This is a genomic window from Pyrolobus fumarii 1A, assembly GCF_000223395.1.
Classification (GTDB): Archaea; Thermoproteota; Thermoprotei_A; order Sulfolobales; family Pyrodictiaceae; genus Pyrolobus; species Pyrolobus fumarii.
The window spans coordinates 1,571,166-1,594,573 of record NC_015931.1 but is presented as its reverse complement, the minus strand read 5'-3'; the positions used below and the strand labels follow the sequence as shown (position 1 = coordinate 1,594,573).

27 protein-coding genes are annotated in these 23,408 nt (G+C 55.0%); 7 read left to right on the top strand and 20 right to left on the bottom strand.

Annotated features, from left to right (window positions below):
• Positions 1–14: 14 nt before the first annotated feature.
• From folE to glyS, 4 genes are all read right to left on the bottom strand, one after another.
• A complete protein-coding gene (gene folE / locus PYRFU_RS08390) occupies positions 15–593 on the bottom strand; it encodes a GTP cyclohydrolase I FolE (protein WP_014027241.1) in 579 nt (192 codons plus the stop codon).
• A 61-nt stretch (positions 594–654) separates the two neighbouring features.
• Entirely contained in the window at positions 655–1,131 is a 477-nt protein-coding gene (locus tag PYRFU_RS08385) for a hypothetical protein (RefSeq protein WP_167827911.1), read from the bottom strand.
• Positions 1,106–1,513: a hypothetical protein gene (locus PYRFU_RS08380; protein ID WP_014027239.1), complete on the bottom strand. Its 408-nt coding sequence runs from the start codon at positions 1,511–1,513 to the stop codon at positions 1,106–1,108. The genes PYRFU_RS08385 and PYRFU_RS08380 overlap by 26 nt, the downstream gene beginning before the upstream one ends.
• A 49-nt stretch (positions 1,514–1,562) precedes the next feature.
• Positions 1,563–3,329 (bottom strand): glycine--tRNA ligase, encoded by a 1,767-nt coding sequence (gene glyS / locus PYRFU_RS08375; RefSeq protein ID WP_014027238.1) that lies wholly within the window; start codon positions 3,327–3,329, stop codon positions 1,563–1,565.
• 154 nt (positions 3,330–3,483) lie between these two features.
• On the opposite strand from glyS, the gene PYRFU_RS10265 reads away from it, so the two are divergent.
• The 3 genes from PYRFU_RS10265 (at position 3,484) to PYRFU_RS08365 (ending at position 5,580) form a co-directional block, all read left to right on the top strand.
• Positions 3,484–3,714, top strand: a complete 231-nt coding sequence (locus PYRFU_RS10265) for a hypothetical protein (protein WP_083818581.1) — start codon at positions 3,484–3,486, stop codon at positions 3,712–3,714.
• 89 nt (positions 3,715–3,803) lie between these two features.
• A complete protein-coding gene (locus tag PYRFU_RS08370) occupies positions 3,804–4,631 on the top strand; it encodes an S-methyl-5'-thioadenosine phosphorylase (RefSeq protein WP_014027236.1) in 828 nt (275 codons plus the stop codon).
• 22 nt (positions 4,632–4,653) lie between these two features.
• Positions 4,654–5,580: a hypothetical protein gene (locus PYRFU_RS08365; RefSeq protein WP_048191962.1), complete on the top strand. Its 927-nt coding sequence runs from the start codon at positions 4,654–4,656 to the stop codon at positions 5,578–5,580.
• On the opposite strand, the gene PYRFU_RS08360 is transcribed toward PYRFU_RS08365, so the two are convergent.
• Entirely contained in the window at positions 5,565–6,566 is a 1,002-nt protein-coding gene (locus tag PYRFU_RS08360; RefSeq protein WP_014027234.1) for an MraY family glycosyltransferase, read from the bottom strand. The genes PYRFU_RS08365 and PYRFU_RS08360 overlap by 16 nt on opposite strands.
• A 78-nt stretch (positions 6,567–6,644) precedes the next feature.
• On the opposite strand from PYRFU_RS08360, the gene PYRFU_RS08355 reads away from it, so the two are divergent.
• The gene (locus tag PYRFU_RS08355) at positions 6,645–7,544 is read left to right on the top strand and encodes an ATP-grasp domain-containing protein (RefSeq protein WP_014027233.1); all 900 of its coding nucleotides are present in this window, start codon (positions 6,645–6,647) and stop codon (positions 7,542–7,544) included.
• A 54-nt stretch (positions 7,545–7,598) separates the two neighbouring features.
• On the opposite strand, the gene PYRFU_RS08350 is transcribed toward PYRFU_RS08355, so the two are convergent.
• The 3 genes from PYRFU_RS08350 to PYRFU_RS08340 are packed head-to-tail and all read right to left on the bottom strand — an operon-like array spanning position 7,599 to position 10,047.
• The gene (locus PYRFU_RS08350) at positions 7,599–8,630 is read right to left on the bottom strand and encodes an FAD-dependent oxidoreductase (protein ID WP_014027232.1); all 1,032 of its coding nucleotides are present in this window, start codon (positions 8,628–8,630) and stop codon (positions 7,599–7,601) included.
• On the bottom strand, positions 8,631–9,494 hold the full coding sequence (locus PYRFU_RS08345) for a polyprenyl synthetase family protein (RefSeq protein ID WP_014027231.1): 864 nt from the start codon (positions 9,492–9,494) through the stop codon (positions 8,631–8,633). It abuts the gene before it with no gap.
• Between the two features lie 22 nt (positions 9,495–9,516).
• Positions 9,517–10,047, bottom strand: a complete 531-nt coding sequence (locus tag PYRFU_RS08340; protein WP_014027230.1) for a hypothetical protein — start codon at positions 10,045–10,047, stop codon at positions 9,517–9,519.
• 150 nt (positions 10,048–10,197) lie between these two features.
• Here PYRFU_RS08340 and pcn point away from each other — a divergent pair, with 150 nt between their 5' ends.
• Positions 10,198–10,938, top strand: a complete 741-nt coding sequence (gene pcn, locus PYRFU_RS08335) for a proliferating cell nuclear antigen (pcna) (RefSeq protein WP_014027229.1) — start codon at positions 10,198–10,200, stop codon at positions 10,936–10,938.
• On the opposite strand, the gene PYRFU_RS08330 is transcribed toward pcn, so the two are convergent.
• From PYRFU_RS08330 to ilvB, 3 genes are read right to left on the bottom strand one after another with little or no spacing between them, the layout of a single operon-like run.
• Entirely contained in the window at positions 10,925–11,326 is a 402-nt protein-coding gene (locus PYRFU_RS08330; protein ID WP_014027228.1) for a hypothetical protein, read from the bottom strand. The genes pcn and PYRFU_RS08330 overlap by 14 nt on opposite strands.
• Before the next feature lie 5 nt (positions 11,327–11,331).
• Entirely contained in the window at positions 11,332–11,613 is a 282-nt protein-coding gene (locus tag PYRFU_RS08325) for an ACT domain-containing protein (RefSeq protein WP_014027227.1), read from the bottom strand.
• Positions 11,614–11,624: 11 nt separating this feature from the next.
• The gene (ilvB, locus tag PYRFU_RS08320; protein WP_014027226.1) at positions 11,625–13,340 is read right to left on the bottom strand and encodes a biosynthetic-type acetolactate synthase large subunit; all 1,716 of its coding nucleotides are present in this window, start codon (positions 13,338–13,340) and stop codon (positions 11,625–11,627) included.
• A 116-nt stretch (positions 13,341–13,456) separates the two neighbouring features.
• On the opposite strand from ilvB, the gene PYRFU_RS08315 reads away from it, so the two are divergent.
• Together PYRFU_RS08315 and ilvD are read left to right on the top strand one after the other, a co-directional pair.
• Entirely contained in the window at positions 13,457–14,647 is a 1,191-nt protein-coding gene (locus PYRFU_RS08315; RefSeq protein ID WP_014027225.1) for a 2-isopropylmalate synthase, read from the top strand.
• Positions 14,648–14,716: 69 nt separating this feature from the next.
• On the top strand, positions 14,717–16,441 hold the full coding sequence (ilvD, locus tag PYRFU_RS08310; protein WP_014027224.1) for a dihydroxy-acid dehydratase: 1,725 nt from the start codon (positions 14,717–14,719) through the stop codon (positions 16,439–16,441).
• A 195-nt stretch (positions 16,442–16,636) separates the two neighbouring features.
• Here the strand turns inward: ilvD and PYRFU_RS08305 are convergent, their stop codons facing one another.
• From PYRFU_RS08305 to secY, 9 genes are all read right to left on the bottom strand, one after another.
• A complete protein-coding gene (locus tag PYRFU_RS08305) occupies positions 16,637–17,188 on the bottom strand; it encodes a class I SAM-dependent methyltransferase (protein ID WP_244403845.1) in 552 nt (183 codons plus the stop codon).
• Positions 17,189–17,239: 51 nt separating this feature from the next.
• Positions 17,240–18,175 (bottom strand): DMT family transporter, encoded by a 936-nt coding sequence (locus tag PYRFU_RS08300; protein WP_014027222.1) that lies wholly within the window; start codon positions 18,173–18,175, stop codon positions 17,240–17,242.
• Positions 18,176–18,222: 47 nt separating this feature from the next.
• On the bottom strand, positions 18,223–19,353 hold the full coding sequence (locus tag PYRFU_RS08295; protein ID WP_014027221.1) for an RNA-guided pseudouridylation complex pseudouridine synthase subunit Cbf5: 1,131 nt from the start codon (positions 19,351–19,353) through the stop codon (positions 18,223–18,225).
• A gap of 282 nt (positions 19,354–19,635) precedes the next feature.
• On the bottom strand, positions 19,636–19,935 hold the full coding sequence (locus PYRFU_RS08290; protein ID WP_014027220.1) for a 50S ribosomal protein L14e: 300 nt from the start codon (positions 19,933–19,935) through the stop codon (positions 19,636–19,638).
• A 43-nt stretch (positions 19,936–19,978) separates the two neighbouring features.
• The gene (gene cmk, locus PYRFU_RS08285) at positions 19,979–20,533 is read right to left on the bottom strand and encodes a (d)CMP kinase (RefSeq protein ID WP_014027219.1); all 555 of its coding nucleotides are present in this window, start codon (positions 20,531–20,533) and stop codon (positions 19,979–19,981) included.
• An 18-nt stretch (positions 20,534–20,551) separates the two neighbouring features.
• The gene (locus PYRFU_RS08280) at positions 20,552–20,869 is read right to left on the bottom strand and encodes a 50S ribosomal protein L34e (RefSeq protein WP_014027218.1); all 318 of its coding nucleotides are present in this window, start codon (positions 20,867–20,869) and stop codon (positions 20,552–20,554) included.
• Between the two features lie 13 nt (positions 20,870–20,882).
• Entirely contained in the window at positions 20,883–21,365 is a 483-nt protein-coding gene (locus tag PYRFU_RS08275; RefSeq protein WP_014027217.1) for a hypothetical protein, read from the bottom strand.
• A 4-nt stretch (positions 21,366–21,369) separates the two neighbouring features.
• Positions 21,370–21,990 carry an adenylate kinase gene (locus tag PYRFU_RS08270; protein WP_014027216.1) on the bottom strand — a complete coding sequence of 207 codons (621 nt, stop codon included), beginning with the start codon at positions 21,988–21,990 and terminating at the stop codon, positions 21,370–21,372.
• Positions 21,991–22,035: 45 nt separating this feature from the next.
• Complete coding sequence (gene secY, locus PYRFU_RS08265; RefSeq protein ID WP_014027215.1) at positions 22,036–23,385, bottom strand: preprotein translocase subunit SecY; 1,350 nt, start codon at positions 23,383–23,385, stop codon at positions 22,036–22,038.
• Between the last annotated feature and the right edge of the window lie 23 nt (positions 23,386–23,408).

Genomic DNA, 23,408 nt, shown 5'->3' with positions numbered 1-23,408 from the left:
AACCTAGTTCTTACTCAGAGCGAGACAAGCCGCGACAAACGAAACGGTGCAATCATGTCATACACTTCTTTCTTTAGCCACGTGTCCCTCCTAAACTCGCCTCTTAGCGCCGCAACTATCGTTGGTGCAGGGGTCTTCACGCCACGCATAGCCATGCAGAGGTGGATAGCCTCCGTAACCACCATCACGTCCTCCGAGCCAGTTGCATGCATAACCTCATCAGCTATCTGTTGAGTCATCCTCTCCTGTATCTGCAACCTACGCGCATATTTTTGCACGATACGCACTATCTTTGACAAGCCTATCACCTTACCCTTTGGCAAGTAGGCTACATGAGCTACACCGAAGAACGGCAGCAGGTGATGCTCGCACAGACTATAGAACCTTATGCCGGCAACCACCACCAGGTCGCTCTCCTCAGTAAACCACGCGTAATCCTCGACAGTATCATACCCGCCTAGTATCTCCTCGAGCATCTCGGCTACACGACGCGGCGTCTCTCTCAATCCCTCACGATCCGGATCCTCCCCGATAGCCTCAAGGAGCATTCGAACAGCCTTCTCGACCTTCTCTTTGTCAACACGCGGCACCACGTATGCACCCGCGCAGCCGCACTATGCAAGACAAGGTTTTATCGTGGCACGTCGGGATGGTCTACTCGTAGTATTTCTCGACTATTATCTCGAGAAGTTTGCTCAGCTTCTTTAGCTGCTCGATATCCTCTTGTATGTCACCAGCGTGTTGGTTTAGCAGCTCGGCACCCCTTCTCGCCAAGAGCAGTGTCCTCTTCAACACCTCCTCCTCGGCCGGTATACCAACTATCAACATGTACTCCGAGAGGGTAGCCACGTTCTCGATAAGTTCCTGGGGCCCGACAAGCTCTATGTCGAGGCTCTCGGCGTCAACCTTTAACCCGCCGAGGTGATCGGCTATCCTCTTGCGTAGCACGCGTAGCCTTCGTAACCCTGCTAGTACGCTCCTCTGCATCTCGATATCCGTAGTGTCTCTACGTACACGAACAAGTGAAGAGCGAAGAGACTGAATAAGGCGGACGTGACTCTGAGTCACGTTCTCGAGCGTATCTAAAAACTCAGCCGCATCGACCTTAACCACTCGTCGCTGCTCCGCCAAGCGTCTCCCCACGATAAGCCCTAACAGTTACAATGCTATTGTCGGCTACGCCCTCCTCGCGTAGCTTCTCACCGTTAACCCATATCTCGTTGACCGGCACCTCGTCGTCAAGGACAGCGTTGAACACGAACCTGTGTCGGTGCGCAACTACAACCTCGACTTTGTCCTTGATGCCCAGCTCGCGGGCTAGCTGCGGGTTGATCTTCGCGATCCCCTCCTTCAGCTCGTCATGGAACTTCATGCGTATCCTTCTCTCGCTCACCCTCTTCTGCTCCCCGAAGAGCTGACTAGCCGGCGGTATCATCTGGAGCAGTGTACGGATGTCACGCTTCTTCTTGGGCTTCTCCTCACCCGTACCGGGTTGGGCCTGCTCCGCCACCATCTAGGCCCACCACACCAGTGGTGTTAAGGCAAGGGTTAGGGTCTAGAGTCTATCCTCCACTGGGCTCAACAGGTTCTCCCAGCTTCTCAAGCTCAACGTTATCATTGATGAAGCGTCTAAGAGCGTCTAGGAGTTTTGACACCGGTAGCCTTACTTGCTTCCAAGTATCACGGTCGCGTAGCGTCACTGTATCGTCCTCCAACGTTCTATAATCGACTGTGACAGCTGCTGGCACGCCAATCTCGTCGGCACGGGCATAACGCCTTCCAATACTACCATCATCGTCATAGTATACCGTGAAGCCTGCGTCCACGAGCATCCTCTTGATGCCAAGCGCCTTCTCGACGAGCTTCTCGTCACGGGTTAACGGGAACACCGCCACCTCTATCGGTGCAAGGCGCCGCGGCAGCCTGAGTACCACTCTACCCTCACGCTCGGTATAGGCATACTCGAGTGTAACGTAGAGGAGCCTCTCCGAGCCGAATGACGGCTCTACAACGTGAGGCAGGAACCTCCTGCCAGACACCTTCTCCTCTACCTCAATCACCTTTATCTTGTCCCCTGGTATCTCAATCCCTTCCACGACAACCTTTCCCTCCTCCTTCAGCATCTTCTCTACTTCCTCAGGACTTAGCCTTGATATAGCCTCGAAGACCCTTGGAGCCTCACTGCGGAACGTCCTTCCCACCCACGCCTTGTCCACAACCACCTTCTTGACGCGCACGACTCTAGGCTCAGGATATGGACGGAAGACTGTTAGGTCATGACCGCTGTACTTCATGTGTCTTGACAGGTCGTAGTCTGTGCGATAAGCGTGGCCGCTGACCTCGACCCACCCCCACCTCGTCACCTTCACAAGCTGGTCGAATACTTGCTGAGCATAGTGCGCCCTCTCGTGAGGCAACTTCTCCTCAAAGAACATGTTCTCGTAAGGCACGCCTAGCGCGTGTACAAAGTCCCTAGCAACAGCCATCCAGTAAGCCATCCATGGCACTTTTATTATGCCCTCCCTTATCACCTCCTCAACTGTGTACTCCTCGGGCTTCTCTTCGCCGCGCTCGCGAGCCTCAGCCGTCAATATGCGAAGCTTCGTATCGGCTACTCTCGGGAGGTACTCGTCGAGGCGCTCATGCGGGTTCTCCGGGTCGAAGAAGAATTCAAACTCCATTATCGTGAATTCACGCAGCCTCATCATACCCTGCCTAGGCGATATCTCGTTGCGCGCAACACGACCAATCTGCGCTATGCCAAGAGGCAGCTTATGCCTCATCACCTCATAGACTCTCTTGAAGGCCACGAACATGCCCTGAGCGGCTTCGGGGCGTAGATACCCCACGTTCTCCGAGTAGGGGCCTATGGTAGTCTTGAATAGCAGGTTGAAGAGCTTAACCTCCCCCAGTTGTCCTCCACACACGGGGCATCGAAGGTCATGCTCTTTTATTATCTTGGTTAGTTCTTGTGGACTGAGCCCCTCTGTCTTGACACCAAGCTTCTCCTCAATAAGGTGGTCGGCACGGTACTTCCTACCACACTTTAGACACTCAACTATAGGATCTGTAAAGTGCTCGACGTGCCCACTCGCCTTGAAGACTATCTCGGGTGCTATTATCGGCGTCTCTATCTCGACGATTATATCCTGGTGTCGATGTATGAAGTATTCGCGCCAAAGGTTCTCGATCTTCTTGCGTAGTCTAGCACCAAGAGGACCCATGTCATAGAAGCCTGCAACTCCGCCATATATCTCGTAACTTGGCCAGAAGAAGCCACGCCTCTTAGCAAGCTCTACTATCTTCTCGTAGAGGTCTTGCTGTGACATGCGCCTACCCGCCTCAGCCCGTGCAAGCCCCGTCTATAAAGAGAAGCTCTCGCAAAGCAATGCGCCCGATAAGCTTGTAAACCTCTGTTTTGTGCATAGACACAAATGTTTATAAGTTTGTGTGCACACGCTCATAACTCATGGGTCGAGAGGTATGCCCGGGTGGCTAGGCTGGTGGGGAGGATGGAGAGGCAGAGGCCCGTGGTGGGCAAGAGGCCAGCCGTGCCCCGGTAACGGGCCATGGAGGCACCTTCCGCCGTGGCAGAGGCCTGGATGGGTAATGGGCAGAGGATGGTGCTGGCGTAGAGGATGGTGGGCCAGCGCTATTGCACGGTGGTGGCTCTGGTGGCATCCTGGCGATAGGCGAGGGCCCGAGGAGTACTGAAACGGGAGCGCTGATGGTATGCCTGGGTTGTGGGGCAAGAATCTGACCGTTTTTACCCTGGGTCGCGCATTGCCTACATGGTGTGGTTCTTGAGTTGGGTTCTTGGTGTTAAGCCCCCGGTACAAGCAGAAATCGGTGTTATTGGTGGGAGTGGCCTCTACGATCCTGGTATAGTGGAGAATGCGCGTGAGGTTAAGGTGTACACGCCTTTCGGCGAGCCGAGTGACGCGATCATTGTAGGCGAGGTCAAGGGTAGGCGTGTCGCCTTCCTACCGAGACATGGCCGCGGTCACAGAATACCGCCACATAGGGTAAACTATCGGGCCAACATCTGGGCTTTGAAGGCACTTGGCGTAAAGTGGGTGATCTCTGTATCTGCCGTGGGGAGCCTCCGCGAGGACTACAAACCCGGTGACTTAGTAGTCCCAGACCAGTTCATCGACATGACAAAGAAGCGCGACTATACCTTCTTCGAGGGCCCCGTGGTTGCGCACGTCAGTATGGCTGACCCGTTCTGCGAGCAGCTACGCCGCGAGCTTATCGCCGCTGGCGAGAGGCTAGGCTACCGTATACACCCTAAGGGCACATACGTGTGCATAGAGGGTCCAAGATTCTCCACAAGAGCGGAATCAAGGATATGGAAGGACGTGTTCAAGGCAGATATCATCGGGATGACTCTGGTCCCCGAGGTCAACCTCGCCTGCGAGGCGCAACTATGCTATGCAACACTAGCCATGATAACCGACTATGACGTGTGGGCGGAGAGGCCGGTCACTGCAGAGGAGGTTATCAGGATAATGGCTGAGAACGTGGAGAAGGCAAAGAGGATACTCTACGAGGTCATCCCGAGGCTCCCAGAGGAGCCCGAGCCCAGCCTCTGCAGCTGCTGTAAAGCACTTGAGACCGCCCTCCTCTAGCCCCGACTCGGGTTTTAACGCCGTGCAGCCAGCCGCTCAACACCTAGAGAAGCTTAGTATCGAGTCCCTGGAGGCTAGGGTAAAGGAGGCCGAGGATTACGCGTCACGCGTTGTAGACGAGATGCTAAAGGAGGCTAGGGAACGCATAATCCTTGCATTCGCCTCTATGGGCGACACCCCAGCATGGATAGCCTACTGGATGCTACGCGAAGTTGCGCCAACAGCGCCCGTCGAGATATACGAGGGTGACGCGTTAGCTTTTCACATCCTTGCTTATCGCAGGTCGAAGAAGGACGAATATGGCATAGCTAGCGACACAACGATATACGCGTTTGTAGGCCCGGGCGGCGAAAACCAGCTAGTATTCATTCGCGACGCAGCGTTGCACACCGGCGCCGCGCTGGTAGTAATCACACCCAAGCTTCCACCCATTATAGAGGAGAGGCTTGGACCCGAGCCGCTACTAGTAGAGCCTCCTGGTCCCTACCCCCTCTCAGCCTCCATACTCGCCGCTCGGCTTGCTGCGGGGCTCGTCGAGAAGCTAGCCGAGAGGAACGTTCGCGTCGAGAGAGTGACTGGCGAGGCTAGAGACTTGCGTAGCGTCGTTCGCGAGCTTGTCGAAAAGCACGGGGCTGACGCCTCGAGAGTCTTGGAGTGCAAGGGCTCATGTGCAACCGTCTACACGCCCACGTTGAAAGGCCCGGCTATGCTAGCTTCTAGGATAAACGGGTCAAGACCCCTTAGTGTTCAAGAGATGCTGGCCTTGATTGCAGCTGGCACAAACTTCGACAAGGTATCGTTGATGTACACGACTACCGACGAGGATGTTGTAAGGGAAGTACGCTTCAAGAGCATGACGAGTGGTGCTTCGCTAGCAGAGCTTAGGCTGCAGACCGACCCTGTGACAGCACCGCTATACGCTACTATGCTCCTCTACGCAAGACTGTAGAAGAGGTAGGCGGCTGCGATAGCAGCCAATCCCGCAACAAGATATAGCATCACGAGAGCCACGTATATCTCTAACTCGCGGAGCCCCTCGCGGAGAGTAAGCAGCTGTATTAGGGTCGGCGGGCTCCTCGGGTCACAAGTGGCGCGCACAACACCCTCATCATCTATCATTGTAGGCCTGGGTATCTCGCGTCTCTCAGCAAAACCCCTCATGGTCGTGATTATCTGGAAGCCATTGAGTATCAACGGCGTTATGGCTACTAGGTATACGGCCTCCTGTTTCGAAGCTGAGGCTAGATAGCCTATTAGCGCACCTATCGAGAGGCTCCCCGAGTCCCCGTTGAACACGCGAGCCGGGTACCGGTTATACAGGAGGAGGTAAGCGAGAAGCCCAGCCACTGTTATGACGAGCAGTCTCATAGCTTCAACCGGGGGCTGGTAACCAAGCATTGATGCCATCAGGTTGCCCGATACTATGAGGACAAGCCCTACCACGATACCTGCTGTCGGCATAGACCCGTTGACACTATCTATCATATTGAATGCGTTGGCCGAAACGCCTATGAGCAACGGGAGGACTGCGGGGTATACTATGCTTAACCTAGCCCAGCCGAAGAATGGTATGTAGACTTGCGGATTGAGACCCCCAACCAGCATCACGAGGGATGCTGACGTCATTGTCAAGATTGGCTTGGTGACAGGATCCATCCTCCAAACGTCATCGGCCAACCCTACCAACATGTTATAGAGCAACACTAGAACCGCAGCAGAATAGATGCTAGGATCGCCTCCGTTAACCACCCACGAGACTATCATAGCTATAGCGAGCATCAGTGCCAAACCGGAGCCAGCCGCGTCAGGTACCCTCTCCCTCCTCCAGGGCTTCAGAGCGTCAACACCCATTACGCCAAGCTTCCTCGAGATCCACGCCCCTAGTATACCGCCAACGGCACCAGCTAGGATGCCCAGCACCGCATCGAGCAGCAACACTAGCCGCCGTGCACGGCTCGAGACAACTCCAGGTTATATCCACGGGGCTCTTTATCGCCACCTGGCGGGCTACCATTGAAGATCGCTGTGATAGTCTCGTCAACGAGACTATCATGGTCTACTAGGAGGCTGATAGCAGTACTGCGCTCCCGTGGCCACCACGTATTACTGATAAACGCTTCAGACGTCGCTCTTGTCGCCGATAAGGGCTTTGAGGCTCGCATAGGCCCGCACAGACTCGACCCTGACGCTGTGATAGTACGTAGCCTGGGCATGAATACTAGCCTTGAGCAGTTCCTCTCACGTTTAACCGTTTTGGCCTTTCTCGAGGAGATGGGGATACCGGTAATCAACCCATGGCTCCCAACGCTGATAGCGAGGACTAAGATGCTCACAACACTCTTCCTGGCAAAAGCAGGGATACCGGTACCACCCACGCTGCTAACTGAGAGCCTAGGCGTAACACTACACTATGTGCGCGAGTGGGGTAGTGTTGTGTTCAAACCTTTGACAGGCAGCCTCGGGCTAGGAGCGTTCAAAGCCGACGACATAGACACAGCTTATCACGTGGCAAGCATGTTCCTTAGCTTCTCGCGCCCTGTTTACATGCAAGCTTTCATACCGAAATCCGGAAACTCCGACAAGAGGGTCTTCGTGGTCGGTGACAGTGTAGTTGCAGCTGCTAGGAGGGTTGCACCGCCAGGCGAGTGGAAGACGAATGTAGCCCGTGGCGGCAAGGTAGAGCCAACAACTCTTGACGAGGAAGAGGAGCGTATAGCCGTGAAGGCGGTCAAGGCGCTTGGCCTCTATTACGCGGGTGTCGACATCGCGAGAGGTACAGATGACAAACTAGTCGTCTTCGAGGTTAACGCGATGCCCAACTGGAGGGGGCTCTACAGGGCGACGGGTGTCGACCCCGCTGAGCACATAGCCAGGCTCCTGGAGGGTCTTGCAAAGAGGGGCGGTGAAGAGTAGGAAACCGGGCGAGCCGGTGGGCGATGAGCGGGGGCTCTCGCACGAGCCCCGCCTTTAGCCCAGCAGCCTTGCCAGGAAAGACGCCACCCTCGACGGAAGTAGTGATAGAAGCCTCTCCATGGCGCCTAGCTCGCCTAGCGCGACTCTCATCGCAAGCCCGCCGCCCATCTTCTTCATGAACCGGGCTCTAGCCTCGGGGCTAGCCGCCTTCACGAAGTCCAGTATCTTCCTCTGCGCGTTGATACTCTTCTTGAGCGTCTCTAGCTCCCTTCTCGCACTCTCATCACCCTCAAGCATACGGAGTATTAGCTTAGCACTCATAGCGGAGGGTCGTATACCCTCACCTGTTACAGGGTATACGAAACCTGCAGCTTCACCGACATAGACTACACCGTTCTCCTCGACTCTCTCGACGCCACCTATGTTTATGTAGGAGCCCTTAGGATGCTCGATCTCCTCGACGCCAAGCTTCTTGACAAACTTGGCGAGCATCTCTAGAAACTCGCGTGGCTCGCCATACCCGCCGACGCCTATCCTGGCCTCCCGTCTTGACGTCGGGAATACCCAGTAGTAACCCACAAGCCTCGAATCAAAGTGTATCTCGATGACACCCTCATCAAAATCTCCACGATAGATGCCTTGCACCGCGTATATCCTGTCACCCTTGTAGTTGGGTGCTAGAGGCCCCGCCGCTACGACTAGACGCTCCCAGTGTATATCAAGACCCTTTACACTACGAGACTCGAAGTTAAACACGCGCCCCGTGTACACATCCACGCCTTCTAGCACATTCTCTAGGAAGATGCGCTTGTCAAGCAAGTAGCCCCAAAGGCTACCGTGCTCCTCCCAGAGCATCTCGCCATCAAGGTAGACTCGGAAGCCTCTAACTTCACTGATTATAGACTCGCTTGGGACCTTGCCAACCTGCTTCTCGAAGAGTGCCGGGATAGCGCCGCCACACACCTTGAATCCGGGCTTAACCGCCTCGACTACGGCAACACGCAGCCCCCGATCCACGGCTTCACGCGCAAACCAGGCCCCTCCAGGCCCAGCACCCACTACAAGATAGTCAAAGCGCGTAGCCAACTAGAGCACCAGCCTAGAGACACCAGCCTCGGAGAACATCGCTTTTACTACGAAGCGTGGAAGGCTTGACAATAGGGGCGCAAAAGTACCTGCAACCATATCCCTCACAATCCCATCTATCGTTGCGAGTATCTCGCGGAGTTTAGCAATCACGGTGGAGAGTACATCGTGCGGGTAACCTAGCCAGGCTAACAGCCTCGATATGCTAGCTCCCCTCTCGCCACGCAGATAGTCGACAACGTCGTCAGCCAACTGGTAGGCTATCCCCATCAGCTCTCCATACTCGCCGATACGCCGCATTACACTCTGTGGAGCTCTAGCTGCTACCGCGCCTAGCTCAGCTGCTAGACGGAAGAGACTGCCGGTCTTCAACCTCACTATCTCAGTATACTCGCCGCCTTCCTCCATATACGCGTCTCTAACCTCACCCCTCGAGATGTCAAACCATGCTATGACGCTCCTCTCGACTGCACGGAAACCATACCTCTCCAGGAGCATTTTCTGAGCATATGATATCAGGAGGTTGGCTACCATAACAGCACGGCCTGGACCGAACTTGAGCCATGCGGCTGGCCCACCTCTCCTCGTTACATCGCCGTCTATCACATCGTCTATTGCGAGGCTAGCCGAGTGCACGAGTTCGACAGCAACAGCAGCCTCTACAGCGTCCTCCCAGCTACCTCCGAGACCCTCGGCAACGAGAAGAGTGGTGAAGCCTCGCAGCCTCTTCCCACCAGCAACGATATACCTAGCCACGTCTATGGCCTCCGTTTCCGGCAGCCGCTCCACTACCTCGCTGAGCCTCTCGTCTAGCAGCCTCTTGGCTCTCCTCCACAGCTCCAGGAGTCTCTTTTCACACGTCACACTCGTGGCACCTACTTCCAGTCTAGCCTATACCGCCTCCAGTAGCCTCACGATATATGAGTGTGGCCGTGGCTAAACCTGTAGCGAGGAGCAACGGGAGCATACCCAGAGCTAGAAGTACAAGGCTATCAATCATGTTGTGTATCTCTAGTATACCTGCAGCCAGTAGCATAAGCGCAGCAACGATACCATCCATTTTCTCGTCCGCGTCAACGACGCCTATGTGCAGCAGTATAAACGCGACTGCCACTACGCTGCTAACATCGAAACGCCCCTTGCTGGTATAGTAGACTATGAACACCATGTATTCGAGTATGCGGGATGACTCGCAGAGCCTCTCGACAAGTCTGGGCGCACGGTAGACGCGTTTACTCGTCTTAGAGGCGGCGCAGCATACACTTTCAGCCGAAAAGGCTAGCAGTAACCCTAGCAGTGGGTGACCCGCACCAGCCACTGCTATGCCAACAGCGCCCAGGATGAGCAGGACAGCTAGGCACGTGGTGACGGATACCCTACCCTCCAGCAGCCTAACGACGGGCCAGGGTGGTGGCACTGGGCTCCCCTCGGTGGTTCTCTCCTCACTCGGGTGTCGCTCGCAAACCCGCGCGTCGGCCGCGCGGGTTTAGGTCATCGCCCGCCGTTAGGGGATACCCCCCACACCCTATATTCTATCAACCTTGCGACTATAGGGGAGGGGTGGCTCGTGAGGGCGAGGATAGCATACCCGGATGCCAAGTCCTTCCAGAGTATGCTCGAGACGCTATCCAAGATAGTCGATGAAGCGGTAATGACTGTCAGCCAGGAGGGGGTTAGGATAAGGGCTTTGGACCCTGCACACGTCGCGATGATAGAGATAATGCTGCCACCGGACACATTCCTCGAGTACGAGGTGGAGGAGGAAGCAAAGATAGGCTTCAACGTCGTGAACATAGCGAAGATCGTCAAGAGGGGAAAGAAGGGCGATAAGGTAGAGATAGAGGCGACTGATGACCGCGTGACATGGACAATAGCGGGCGCAGCCATTAAGAGATACAAGCTACTCAACCTTGACATAGCCGAGCCCGAGATACCAGAGGCGCAGTTCGAGTTCAAGGCCAGAATAGCACTCATAGTTGACGCGTTCAAGAACGCTCTTAGAGATGCAGAGACAGTCGGCGACACTGTTGAGCTTGAGGCCGACGAGGAGAAGCTGCTGATCCGTGGTCGTGGCACTGCCGTAGCCGAGACAGAGATAACGAGAGATAAGCCCGCAGTTATCGACTTCCAGGTTGACGAGCCATCTAAGGCGGCTTACAGCATTGATTACCTTAAGCACGTCTTGGCGCTAACAAAGGTCGCGGATACTGTAAGCATCGAGTTCTCAACGGACTCACCACTACGCCTCCAGTTCTCGCTACCTGCAGGCGGCCGCGTGAATTACCTCTTAGCCCCTAAGGCGGCCTAGCGTTGCATACACTAGGCTCCCTGTTATACAGCCATGCAGCGACAACCACCAAAGCTGCTAGAGAAGATAGCCCAACGAATACGTCAATGAGGAGTGCCATGAATGACAGCAATAGCCCCATGGCCGCGAAGATAATTCCCTGCACCCGCCTTACAATACTACTCTTCTTCACAACATCCTCGAGCAACCTAACACTCTCGAGCACATCGCCAGATTCTACAAGCACGAGTACCTCGCGTAGAGCGTCCTCAACCCGCCTCATGCCGAAAAGAGGCGGTCTGAACTGCAGTGCTAGATTGTGCCCACGCACAGCATAGAACCGCAGGATCTCGTCAAACGTCGAGTAATAGGCTTGGAGGAAAGCCCGGGCAAGCGAGAGGCACGGCAAAAGACCTACCCTGGTGTTGTAGCCGCCTCGACCTCTCTAAGCTCCTCTGGTGTAGGCTCAACCTTCACGACATACGTCTCTGGTAACCTTTCTAGCTTCGAGGCTATCCATCTGACCTCGTCGTTCACACCCTCAAGGCATATCCTTATCTCGACCTTTGTCCCGTCAAACTCCGCTTTTAGGTTGCGATATCTCACCTTGCCTCTCCTTAGTATGTTGACTATTCTCATTAGCCCATCCATCCCGCCGAAGACAGACACTCTTAGCACGTACCTCGCGAGCTCCATACTCTCACCCCTCACTCCTCATACACGAGGCTCACGTCCTCCATTCCAGGTGGAAGAAGAGCGTTTGTGAGCCACTCGCCGGGCTTCACCCACGGATAAACAATATCCATCTCGCGGTCTATCATTATGTCCACTACCAGCGGCTCATTGTTTCGTACGGCCCATCTTACCCACTTCTCGAGCTCCTGGTAATCTGCTGGCCTCACACCCTCAATGTCGTAAGCCTCGGCTACTTTCACGAAGTCGGGTCTTTCCGTGAAGTGCGTTGCAACGATTCTCCTCTCGTAGAGGAAGATCTGCCACTGCTTGACTAGCATTAATGCACGGTTATCGAATATCACGAATATCGCTGGCAGATTATAGTCACGGACAAGAGCAAGGTTATTCATTGTCATCTGGAAGCTCCCATCACCGTCTATGCACAGCACCGTACGCTCCGGCGCAGCTATCTTGGCACCAATTGCAGCTGGGACACAGAAGCCCATCGTACCTAAACCGGCTGAAGTTAACCACGTGCCTGGTATGTAGACGTCCCAGTGTATCTCTGACCACATCTGGTGGCTACCAACACCCGTGGCTGTTATCGTGTCACGAGGCACTATACGCCGTAGCAGCTTTAGGACTTTCCAGGGCGCGAAGGGCTTCATCCTCTCAGCTAGCTTCTCCATAGCATCCTCATACCTTCTCCTGATGTATAGGAGCCAATCTACGAACTTCGTGTCTCTCCTAGCGACCTCAGGGAGCTTCTCAATGAGCATCCGGAGAGCCTTCTTCGCATCAGCTACTATGCCGACTGCAGGCTTGACGTTCTTCCCTATCTCGCTTGGATCGATGTCAATGTGGATTATCTTTTTCTCTTTCAGCTCTGGTTCGAACCTGCCCACAGTCCTGTCAGAGAACCTGGTGCCTACCGCAAGTATCACATCGGCATTGGCTAGTGCTGCATCGGCCTCCGCCCTACCATGCATGCCTGCCGGACCCATTACTAGCGGGTGATCTGCAGGGACGCTGTTCTTCCCGGTTAGTGTCGTGACTATCGGAGCCCATAGTCTCTCTGCAATCTCGATTACTTCGGGCCACGCACCGCTCCAGTAGACTCCTCCCCCTACGAGTATCACAGGGCGCCTAGCTGACAGTAGGAGCCTTGCAGCTTCCTCAATGAGCCTTGGGTCTGGATCAGGAGCCTTGAACTTCTCATAGTTCAGTGGAAGAAGGCCGTCGCTAGTACAGTCGCAACGCCTTAGCTGCACGTCTCTCGGGAAGTCGACTAGAGTGGGGCCCGGCCTACCCATGATTGCTAGCTTATAAGCGGTCTTTATGGCGGGAACCGCTTCTTCTGGACGCCTAATCTGGTATACGAACTTGGTTATCGGTGCCACAACGCCAACCATGTCGGTCTCTTGGAACGCGTCACGCCCGAAGACCGTTGTCGGTACCTGCCCTGTTATGAAGAGGGCAGGCGACGAATCCATATACGCGTTGGCGACGCCCGTGACTATGTTCGTCGCGCCGGGACCCGAGGTGACAGCCACGATGGCTGGCCTCTTCTTCACCCTGCCATAAGCGTCGGCGGCATGTGCGGCGCCCTGCTCGTGACGGAACATGTATATGTTGAAGCCTCCTACAACCTCCATTGCGTCATAGAACGCCATTATGCTGCCGCCGGTGACGCCGAAGACATCAGTGGCTCCCATCTCGCGTAGGGTCTTTGCCACCTGATCTACCACTCTACTTCCCGCAAATCCATCTCCCAGTCCCCCGCGTTTCCCACAGCGTGTCGCTGGCGCTGCACTAACCCCTTAATATCACGTTTGCATCAACGCATTAAGGCAATCCATATATTTTGTGGGAGCGCCGTGGGCCGCCGGTTTGGAGGTCGGAGCTTATTGTTGCGCGCATACGTGTGTTCGACACGACACTGCGCGATGGCGAGCAGATGGCTGGTGTAGAGCTAAGCCTGGACGACAAGATAGAGATAGCTAAGGCGCTTGATGAGCTGCGTGTAGATCTGATAGAGGCTGGGTTCCCGGCATCCTCTGACATAGATTTCAAGTCCGTACTCTTCACTGCTCGCGAGGTTAGCCACGCCAAGGTGGTTGGACTTGCTAGAGCGAATAAACGCGACATTGACATGGCTGCTGAGGCGGAGGCTCACGTGATACATGTTTTCATAGCAACGAGTGACATCCACATGAAGTACAAGCTAAGGATGACGCGCGAGGAGGTACTTCAGAGGGCGGTTGAGGCGGTCGAGTACGCAAAGAGTTATGGCGTTGAAGTCCTCTTCTCGGCCGAGGATGCTACACGCAGCGACCGTGAGTTCCTCGCACAAGTATACCGTGCTGTTATCGAGGCAGGAGCCAAGTACATAAACATACCAGATACCGTGGGCGTAATGCTTCCGTGGGAGATGGAGGATCTTGTGCGCTACATACGCTCGAAACTACCGCCGAATGTAAACATAGATGTTCACTGCCACAACGATTTTGGGATGGCAACTGCGAACACGATCGCCGCTGTGAGGGGAGGTGCTAACGGTGTACAGGTTACTGTGAACGGTTTTGGTGAGAGGGCGGGCAACGCGGCCCTCGAAGAGGTTGTAGCTACGCTCCACTTCAAAATGGGTCTAAAGACGAACATCCGCCTTGAAAAGCTATACGAGGTGTCTAGGCTGGTAGCCGCCAAGTTCGGTATCAAGCTACCACCGAACAAGCCGATAGTCGGTGACAATGCCTTTGCCCATGAAGCTGGGATACACGTGCACGGTGTACTCAGCAACCCGTTAACCTACGAGCCGATACCCCCGGAGGCCGTTGGCGCGAAGAGGCGCATAGTACTAGGCCGCCATAGCGGCAAACATGCCGTCGAATACGTCCTTAAGCATCTAGGTTACGACCCGACACCCGACCTAGTCGACTATGTGCTTAGGAGAGTCAAGGAGGTCGCACCCTACGCCAAGAGAGTGACTGAAGACCTGGTGCGCAAGATAGTTGAGGAGTTCCTAGCCGAGAGGACAACAAGAACGCCTATGTAGTTTGTGTCTCCCTAGGGGCTTCCCGTCTTTACGTGGGGCTTCTCTCGTTGTTTGTGAGGGCGGTTTGATGTGGCCAAGCCGCGTAGCAGTCTAATAAGGGATGGTGTACTCCGAGCACCACACCGTAGCCTGCTGTATGCTGCCGGGCTCGACCCGGAGCAAGTGAAGAGCGATAAGCCACTCATAGGCGTTATTTCCACACCCTCGACGCTAGTGCCGGGCCACGTCCTCGCTGATAAGGTAGCTGCTGCAGTAGCTGAGGGCATAGCCGAGGCTGGAGGTATACCGGTTCACTTTGCCGCTCTCGGGGTATGCGACGGCATAGCCATGGGCCACGAAGGCATGAGGTTTAGCCTCGTCTCTAGAGAAGTCGTCGCAGACTCCATTGAAGTTATAGCTGAGGCTCACAGACTCGATGGTATTGTCGTCGTCACGGCTTGCGATAAGATGATGCCGGGCGCCTTTATGGCTGGCTTGAGGATGGACATCCCGACACTTGTTGTCAACATAGGCCCAATGCTTGCAGGTATCGAGCCTCGTTCCGGACGAAGGCTGGCTGTTGGTCACGTTTTCGAGGCTGTGGGTGCTAGGATAGCTGGCAGGATAAGTGACCAGGAGCTGGAGCGTGTCGAGCTGCATGCGCTGCCCTGTCCTGGTAGCTGCGCTGGTCTCTACACTGCCAACACAATGGCTATACTGGGAGAGGCGCTTGGCTTCATTCTCCCTGGCACCGCCACCATACCAGCAGTATCCTCGCGGAGACTCCATGCAGCTAGACGTGCTGGCAGAGTGATCGTGAAGCTCGTTGAAAAGTGGCTTACACCACGCAAGCTTGTAACCAGAGAATCCATGCTAAACGCTATCGCTGTTGATGTCGCCACAGGAGGTTCTACCAACGCCGTTCTCCATCTACTTGCAATAGCTGAAGAAGCAGAAGTTGACATAGACCTTGGCGACTTTGACGAGGTGTCTAGGAAGACACCCTGGATAGCGGATCTAGAGCCTGGTGGTAAGTACTTCGTAGAGGATCTTGACGCTGTTGGCGGTGTGCCGGCCATAGCGAGAGTGCTGGCAGAGGTTGGCGTGTTCAACCTAGATGTTATGACGGCTGACGGTAGGACTTGGAGGGAGGTTGTAGAAGAAGCTCCTCCGCCCGATGGTAGGGTGGTGAGAAGCCGCGATAATCCCCTGTCACCCACCGGCTCGCTGCGTGTGCTCAGAGGTACACTAGCACCCGAAGGCGCAGTTGTCAAACTTGCAAAGGTGGAGAAGCTTAGGTTCCAGGGTCCAGCGAGAGTCTTCGATAGCGAGGAGGAGGCTATCAAGGCTGTTCAAGAGGGTCGTATAGAGAAGGGCGATGTGATAGTCATACGCTATGAGGGGCCGGCTGGCGGCCCTGGAATGAGAGAAATGCTCCAGGTGACCGCTGCTGTTGTCGGTGCAGGACTAGGCCCCCACGTGGCTATGGTCACAGACGGGAGATTCAGTGGCGCAACTAGAGGATTGATGATTGGCCACGTGAGCCCGGAGGCTATAGTGGGCGGCCCAATAGCACTCGTCAAGGACGGCGACGAGATACTCATCGACGTTGAGACGGGGAGGCTAGAGCTGCTAGTTGATACAGAAGAACTCGAAGAGCGCAAGAGGCGCTGGCAGCCACCCGAGTGGAAGGTCAGATATCTCGAGGATCTTGCAAGGAAGAATAGCGTGCTTGCGCGCTTCCATATGATGGCGTGTAGCGCGTCACGTGGAGCAACACTACGTTGCCCCAAGACAATTATTACACAACGATGAGAGTATCGGGCCACAGCATGATGTAACGCCGCAGTAATGCCCAATTTTACCTAATACATGCCTTATCCCAATCACGACCTACGAGAAGCTTACAATTTACACCCAGTTGCGGGACGGGTATTGATTCGAGGCTCAGCTCCTGCCGGAGTCTTCACCGCCGCACGGCTCTGATGGTGGGACCAGTCACATCACTGCCTAGCGCTTAACAGCCATGAGTATCGTATAGCCCTTCTTCCTAAGTAGAACCTCGTGGCTCCCAAACACCTCGTCCATGACCCGCGCTATCCTATCGGCACCCTTCTTCAACACCATCTGGAGGCTGCCACCCTGGTTTAGGTGCTCAGGGGCTTCCCGCACTATGCGCTCTACTACATCCATGCCTGCTGCTAGCGGCGGGTTAGTGATTATAGCGTCGAAGCGGTGGCCCTTCACAGGCTCGTAGAGGTCGCCATGCAATACGACTACCCGGTCTGCAACTCCGTTATGCTTGGCGTTCACGCGTGCAAGCTCCACGGCTCGCGGGTTGACATCAACCATGTAGACGCGGAGCCTAGGATACGCTTTTGCCAATGTTATCCCAATTACGCCATACCCGCAACCCAGGTCTAGTACCGTACCCTCCTCGGGCACCCTCGCATTCTCCACGAGGAGTCTAGTACCCTCGTCTATCTCGTCAGCAGAGAATACGTCACCAGATACTCTGAACTCCACTGTAACGCCACGAAGCGTATCCGCAACTACCCACACTCCTCTATAGCGGCGCCTCCCCGGCCGATAGTAGTGGCTCATCACTCTTCCCTATTGACCCGTCCCGGTTAACCGCCTGCTTTTCTGTAACTGTTGCGCCACTTGCACAAGACGTGCCTCGCGGACAGCCGCTAGGAAGGCGCTCATAAGTATCAATGCAGCGCCCACAGCTTGAAGCGTTGTGAGGCGTTCACCTAGCAAGACAATCGAGAGTACTAGTGCAGCGAGCGGAAGGAGATTAACGTAGATGTTCGTTGCAGAGGCTCCTAGCACACGCACAGCTGTTAACCACACGAGATACGCTATGAAACCCGGGACAACCGCCACGTATAGGATGAGCAACACCACCAGCGGGTCCCCTAGGGCTCCTAGAGAGGAGGAGAGAAAGGGCAAAGCTATGAAGAAGTTCACCGGAGCTACGCTCAACGTGCTTACTGCTAGAAATGCCAGAGGATAAGCCTTCGCTACCAGCTTCTTAGACTCGAACGTGTAGAGGGCCCAAGCAAACACGCTCGCTAAAGCAAGGAGGGCACCCAGCCATACGCTACTACCTAACCCGCCTACAATACTCTCATACTCGATGAGAGCTACACCAGCGAACCCCAGCAACCCAGCCAACCATAGCAAAGAGTCCAACCTCTCAATACCAAACACCCAAGCTAGTATCAGCGTCACAGCAGGCACAAGTCCTATGATCAGCCCCACTAGCGCAGCTGGGGCGAAGAAGAGCGCCGCGTATAGTAGATCGCTAAACAGCGTTATACCAAGCAGGCCAGCAATGAAGATGTGGCGCGTCAACCTTACGACTCCAAACTTGGTATAGCTGTACGCGTAGAGGAGCATACCGGCTATGAGCCACCTTATAGCCGTGAGTACGAACGGATGCAAACCCTTCGTTACGATCACTCGCGATGCGACAACATTGGTAGCCCATAGTATCGGCGCCAGTGACGCCAACAACACGCCAACGAGCTTCCCGCTGCGCATGCCACATGCACTCGAGCACTATCCGGGAGAGAGGACCAGTTTTAACGCTAAGAGCCTCTACGCCTCCTCCTCGCGGGCTTCGGCCTCCTCTTACCCCTTTCTCTTTCTTTACCCTCACTCTTAGCTTCGCCACTCTCACCCTCACTCTTCTTCTTCCACATGCGTGGATAGACGCCGGGCTTCATTATTACACGCATCGTGCGAAACGCTATGCCTTTCTGGGCCTTTGCTATCTGCTCAGCATCCATCTCCGCCTTAGCAAGAGCAACAAGCTCGCCCTTGAGCGTGAAGATTGCCACAACATCGCCCTTCTTTATGTCGGCGTGCAGCCTCGCAATACCCGGTACAGCCAGATGCGCTCCATGCGCTATAGCGTCAACCGCCGAGTCGCGGATAACCACCTTCTTCAGATGGGCAACAGCGTATTCCATTGGGAGAATGTACTTTCGCAATAAGTCGTCCTTACCCTCCTGTTTCCATCTGTAGAGAGCCTCACTTAGATCCTGAAGCTTTACGAGACCATAGGCTTCGCGGAAAGGCCCGCTCTTTGTTCTGCGAAGCTCTCTCATGTGAGCACCTACGCCGAGATAGAGGCCTATGTCGTGGCAAAGTTTCCTCATGTAAGTGCCGGGGTCACACAACACTCTCATCAGAGCATAGCGGCCGGTATACTCGAGAAGCTCTATCTCGTATATCGTTTTGGTGCGTAGGCTCCTCTTCACGCTACTGCGCAGCGGTGGCCTCTGGTAGATTGTACTCGTAAACACCTTTATCGCCTCAAGAAGCTTCTTCTCCTCTACTGGCTCGTGCAGCTGCATCACACAGATGTACTCCTTGGGGGTATGCACAACCATTCCGATGATCTTCGTCGCTTCCTCGAGAGCCACGGGCAGCACTCCAGTAACTTTGGGGTCGAGCGTACCACCATGCCCAGCCTTGCTGAGCCCAAACATCCTCTTGATCCACGCTACAACCTCGTGACTAGTAGGCCCCGGCGGCTTATCAAGGGGCACAACGCCCTTCCTGATATGCTCTTCTATCGGCCTAGCCCAGGGTGGAGTGCCATAATCGGGGCTCGTGTCTTCCTCAGCCTTCACTATCCACTCGCTCTTTAACCCTGCAAACTCGTCGAGCCGTCTTATAAACTCCAGTCCTTGCTTTGTCAGCTCGGAGCTCAACTAGACACCCCCTGCTACTGCGAGAGAGCCACCAGTATAAGCGTGAGTTACATCGGGTTTAATGTAGGGGTGTCTAGCCACGGGCGAGATATTCAGGCCGGGCACACCTCCAGGACGCGACATCACACCGTATATGCCGCCACCTAGGCTACCTGGTGTACCTCGCAAACCACTGCTACTGGTCTGTACTAGATGCGGAGCTAGGTTCGCGACACTCGAGGAGGCATTCAAACATCAACTAGAGTGTAGAGACGCGTGCTTCCGGATAGAAGCCTAACTCTGTTAGAAGAGCAGACTTGGCTTCATCTGGACCTTTACACGCTCTTTCATGAACTCTAGTAACCCAGCCTCTTCTAGCGCCTTTTTGACCTCCTCGTCGCTGGCACCAGGCTTTATGTCAATCTTTTCGGGGAGGACCTCAATATGGTTTATATTGCATCTCCTCCTCTTAACGCCACTCACGTCCTTAGGGCCAGTGATCAGCACAAAGTTCTCGTCAATTATGTCCACTATCACGCACTTCCTGCCAGCCTCGCGGCCACGTAGCTTGACACAGATCCTGCCAACCTCAATCGCGGGCATACCTGGCCTCCCAGTTGCGCACCATGCAAGCTATCAAGCCTTTTTATCTACTACGGGACAAGACGAGCGTGACAAACTCTCGTATAACTCGGTACACCTCCTCTATGCCGAGTTTCGAGGTATCAACAACCAAGTCGAATATAGAGAGATCGTTAATATCAATGCCATAGTATGCTAAGAAGCGGCGTCGGTGCACGTTCTCGCGCTCAATAGTCTCGCGAAGGGCGACGCTAACATCGACACCATCTCTAGCCGCTATTCTATTAACCCGCACGTCGAGCGGCGCAGTGACGTATATCTTGACGTCAGCTATGTCGCGCAACACCCATGCCACTAGATGGCCCTCTACAACCACGTTACCACGAAGCCCAACCTCGTAAGTCATCCTGTCAATCTCAAGATCTATGCTTGGGTCTTTAGCGGCAAGCTGGTTGAGCTCCAACAGTGTCAAGCCGCGTTTCTTTGCGAGCTCCCGGAAGAACATGCCAGCCGAATAGAACTCTAGGCCTAGGTCCTCGGCGAGCCTACGCGCGTAGGTTGTCTTACCGCTGCCAGGGGGCCCGCTGACAGCGATAACTGGGCCCCTTCGCGAAGCCAAACCTGTCTACACCCATGTCTAGCCCTGGCTCTGCCTCCGTGCCTTAAGCTCTTCAAGCTGCTTGATTATCGTCGACCTTATGGTAGCTTTAAGGATCCTCTCGAGGCATGCGTGGCAGAGCACACCACCAAACATTCTCTCCGGTCTCTTCTGGCTGAGTGGAAGCTTCCTAAGCTCAGACGGCCTTAGCCTTGGTACACCGTTTAGAGGCCTACCGCAGAGCCCGCAGCGCGCTGGCCCAGGCCTGCGAGGCTCATAGTGTACCACTGTTTCGCCGCCAGGCAGCCTGACATACACCCTCCTCTTGGAGCGTGTGCGCAGACCCGGCCTGGGCATCCTACCGCCCCCGCTACCCGGCTCTGGAGCTAGCGACGGTTCTTAACCGCGGCGGACCCATGAACACGAAGACCAGCGCGAGCAGCGAGAGTAGAACTGCTTGAGGCGCAGCGTACCATGCACGCCCGTCCTCTACGATAGTAAACATCGGTATTGGCACTGGAGCTGGGTATAGGCGAGGGAAGAATACCAATGCTACGCCACTAGCCGCGAGGTACGCCGCCACATACAACATGCCTCTCAGCATGGAGACGCGGAAGAGATAGGAGCGGTAATAGGCAAGTCTAGCATCCAGCAGCGCAGCTTTCCTCGCCGCTCTCCTACTCTTAGCTCCCCGTAGGCGTATGAGCCTCTCGCCACTCTCATCCAGAGCTGCTAGAGCCTCAAGAAACCGAAGAGGATCGTGGATACTCCATAGTAGCCGCTCTGCTATGTAAAGGAAGAAAGTAGCGACACTAAAAGAGAAGAACATGAGTAGGATAGGCTCGATGTTCAAGGTTTCACCGTAGCATGCGTATCAACTCTAGTATACGCTGGGCGGCTTCCTCGGGCTTCCCCTCCGGGTTCTCGACTATGAACACGCTACTGGCTGTTAGAACCGCGCTAGCCATTGCTGCAGTCCTGGCCATGCTCATAAGCTCTCTTAGCTCCTCCACACCGCCCATATCCTCGCGGTACCTACCCTTGTCCCTCTGGCGCCTCGCGATTATCAGCTCAGGATTCGCCTCTATGACTACAATACTATCTGGTTTCAACACCTCTATCACGTGCTTTGGTAGACCGGGCCAGTAGCCACTACTGGTCTTTATCACGGCGTGAGTGTCTACTATCAATACGCCTCCCTGTCCAAGCTCCTTTTTCGCGTCCGAGATTATTGCCTCAGCAGCCCACTTCTGCAGCTCGAGCTGGACTTGCAACTGAAGCTTACGGATCTCGTCACGGTGCTTAACGAGACCCTTCTCGCTGGCAACGCGGAACATATAGTCGCCAAAGTTCACCAGCTTGAGTTTCAAGCCCTCCGCAGCAGCCATCTCAACTAGTTTGCCGAGCACGGTGGTCTTGCCTACGCCCGGCACGCCGGTGACAATGACTGTTGTGAAGGGGTTACGAAGAGCCACCATCCTTCAAGCACCCCGCGGTTCACGGGGAGGACCGCGAGAAAAGCGTTACTCGCCGAGCAGGCGACGTAGCAGTGGGTACATTTCCAGTGTCCTCTCGTATACCAGCAGCTGGTAGAAGTTAATCGCTATACCTGTCGCCAGTAGCAGACCAGAGCCAGTACCATACGCGCCTAGGAAGTCGGCGATTACTGCTAGTAGGCCTACTATTATGCTGCTTAGCAGCGTTAGCGGATAGATGTAACGCGCTAGGATGCTCTCTAGTATCTTCTTGTTGCGCCGTAGGCCAGGTATCTCAAAGCCAGACCTGATGAGGTTCTCTGCCTGCTTTGATGGACTCAGGCCTGCAAGCTCGACCCACAGCTTACCGAAGAATATCGAGAGTAGTATCCAGGCTGCTGCACTCGTAGCAGCACGCACCGGGTCACTCACAAGCTCCACGAGGCCGCGCGGCGTCGAGACATAGTAGTGCAACACGTTTATCGCTTCAGCGATGTGTACCGCACCTAGACCAGCAGCCATCCGCGCAAAGACGCCTAGGTCTGCAACGACTATCGCAACGAGTAGTATCGGAATGTTGGTTACATAGATGAAGTTTAGTGGAATCCTAGTCTTAATTCCACGAAGCCTTGGCCCCGTCACCGGTATCTCGACGCGCATCAACTGCATGTAAGCGATGATTGCTATCAGTACGAAGGTGGCTACAAGTCCGACTAGATCGGCGTAGGGTGGACGCCTCACCAGCGCACCTAGGATGTCACCCGTCGCTATAATGTAGGGGATGACTCCTACATCCGGGGATAGTATCCTCAACACGATGCTCTTTGCGACACCTGCAAGTATGAAGAGGCTGAGCGCTGAGCCGATACCCCAGCCTCTCTGCAACATCTCGTCAAACCAGATTATCACTAGCGTTGCGAACACCAGCTGCGGCACTATTAGCAGTCTGGTCGCTAGGTCCGCCGCGCACACACCCTGCACCACCCAGAATGCACAACCCGCCGCATACGCTAGAGCCTCGAAGGCCGCGAATATCAGTGCGAGCGTCTTCTGCGCACCCATGTAGATTCTACGGTCACGCGGGTTGGTCAGGTCAAGCTTGAGTAGCCCGGTGCCCACTAGAACCTCAAGCACTAGACCTGCCGTGACGATAGGGCCTATACCCAGCGTTGCTAGTGTACCGAAGCTCATACCTAGGATTATCTCTGCTAGGAGTAGGCCTCCGGTTTCTGGACCAGGCGTCACGCCGTAGAGAGGCACTACCGTCATAACATAATAGAGTATGAGCACTATGAACGTTACAAGCAGCCTCATGGGCAATGATGGGCGACGGGCAGGCCGCTCAACCGCAGGTATGAACCGCGATATCGCTGCGAGAACCTCAAGCGCACCAGGCAATACTTTCCCCGCACGGCCGACAA

Excerpts from the sequence above, each read along its gene's own strand:
- PYRFU_RS08380 (WP_014027239.1), bottom strand. The coding sequence starts at position 1,513 with ATGGTGGCGGAGCAGGCCCAACCCGGTACGGGTGAGGAGAAGCCCAAG.
- glyS (WP_014027238.1), bottom strand. The coding sequence starts at position 3,329 with ATGTCACAGCAAGACCTCTACGAGAAGATAGTAGAGCTTGCTAAGAGG.
- PYRFU_RS10265 (WP_083818581.1), top strand. The coding sequence starts at position 3,484 with ATGCCCGGGTGGCTAGGCTGGTGGGGAGGATGGAGAGGCAGAGGCCCG.
- PYRFU_RS08325 (WP_014027227.1), bottom strand. The coding sequence starts at position 11,613 with ATGGAGCTCGCGAGGTACGTGCTAAGAGTGTCTGTCTTCGGCGGGATG.
- PYRFU_RS08300 (WP_014027222.1), bottom strand. The coding sequence starts at position 18,175 with ATGCGCAGCGGGAAGCTCGTTGGCGTGTTGTTGGCGTCACTGGCGCCG.
- PYRFU_RS08290 (WP_014027220.1), bottom strand. The coding sequence starts at position 19,935 with ATGCCCGCGATTGAGGTTGGCAGGATCTGTGTCAAGCTACGTGGCCGC.
- PYRFU_RS08280 (WP_014027218.1), bottom strand. The coding sequence starts at position 20,869 with ATGCCCAGGCCGGGTCTGCGCACACGCTCCAAGAGGAGGGTGTATGTC.
- PYRFU_RS08270 (WP_014027216.1), bottom strand. The coding sequence starts at position 21,990 with ATGGTGGCTCTTCGTAACCCCTTCACAACAGTCATTGTCACCGGCGTG.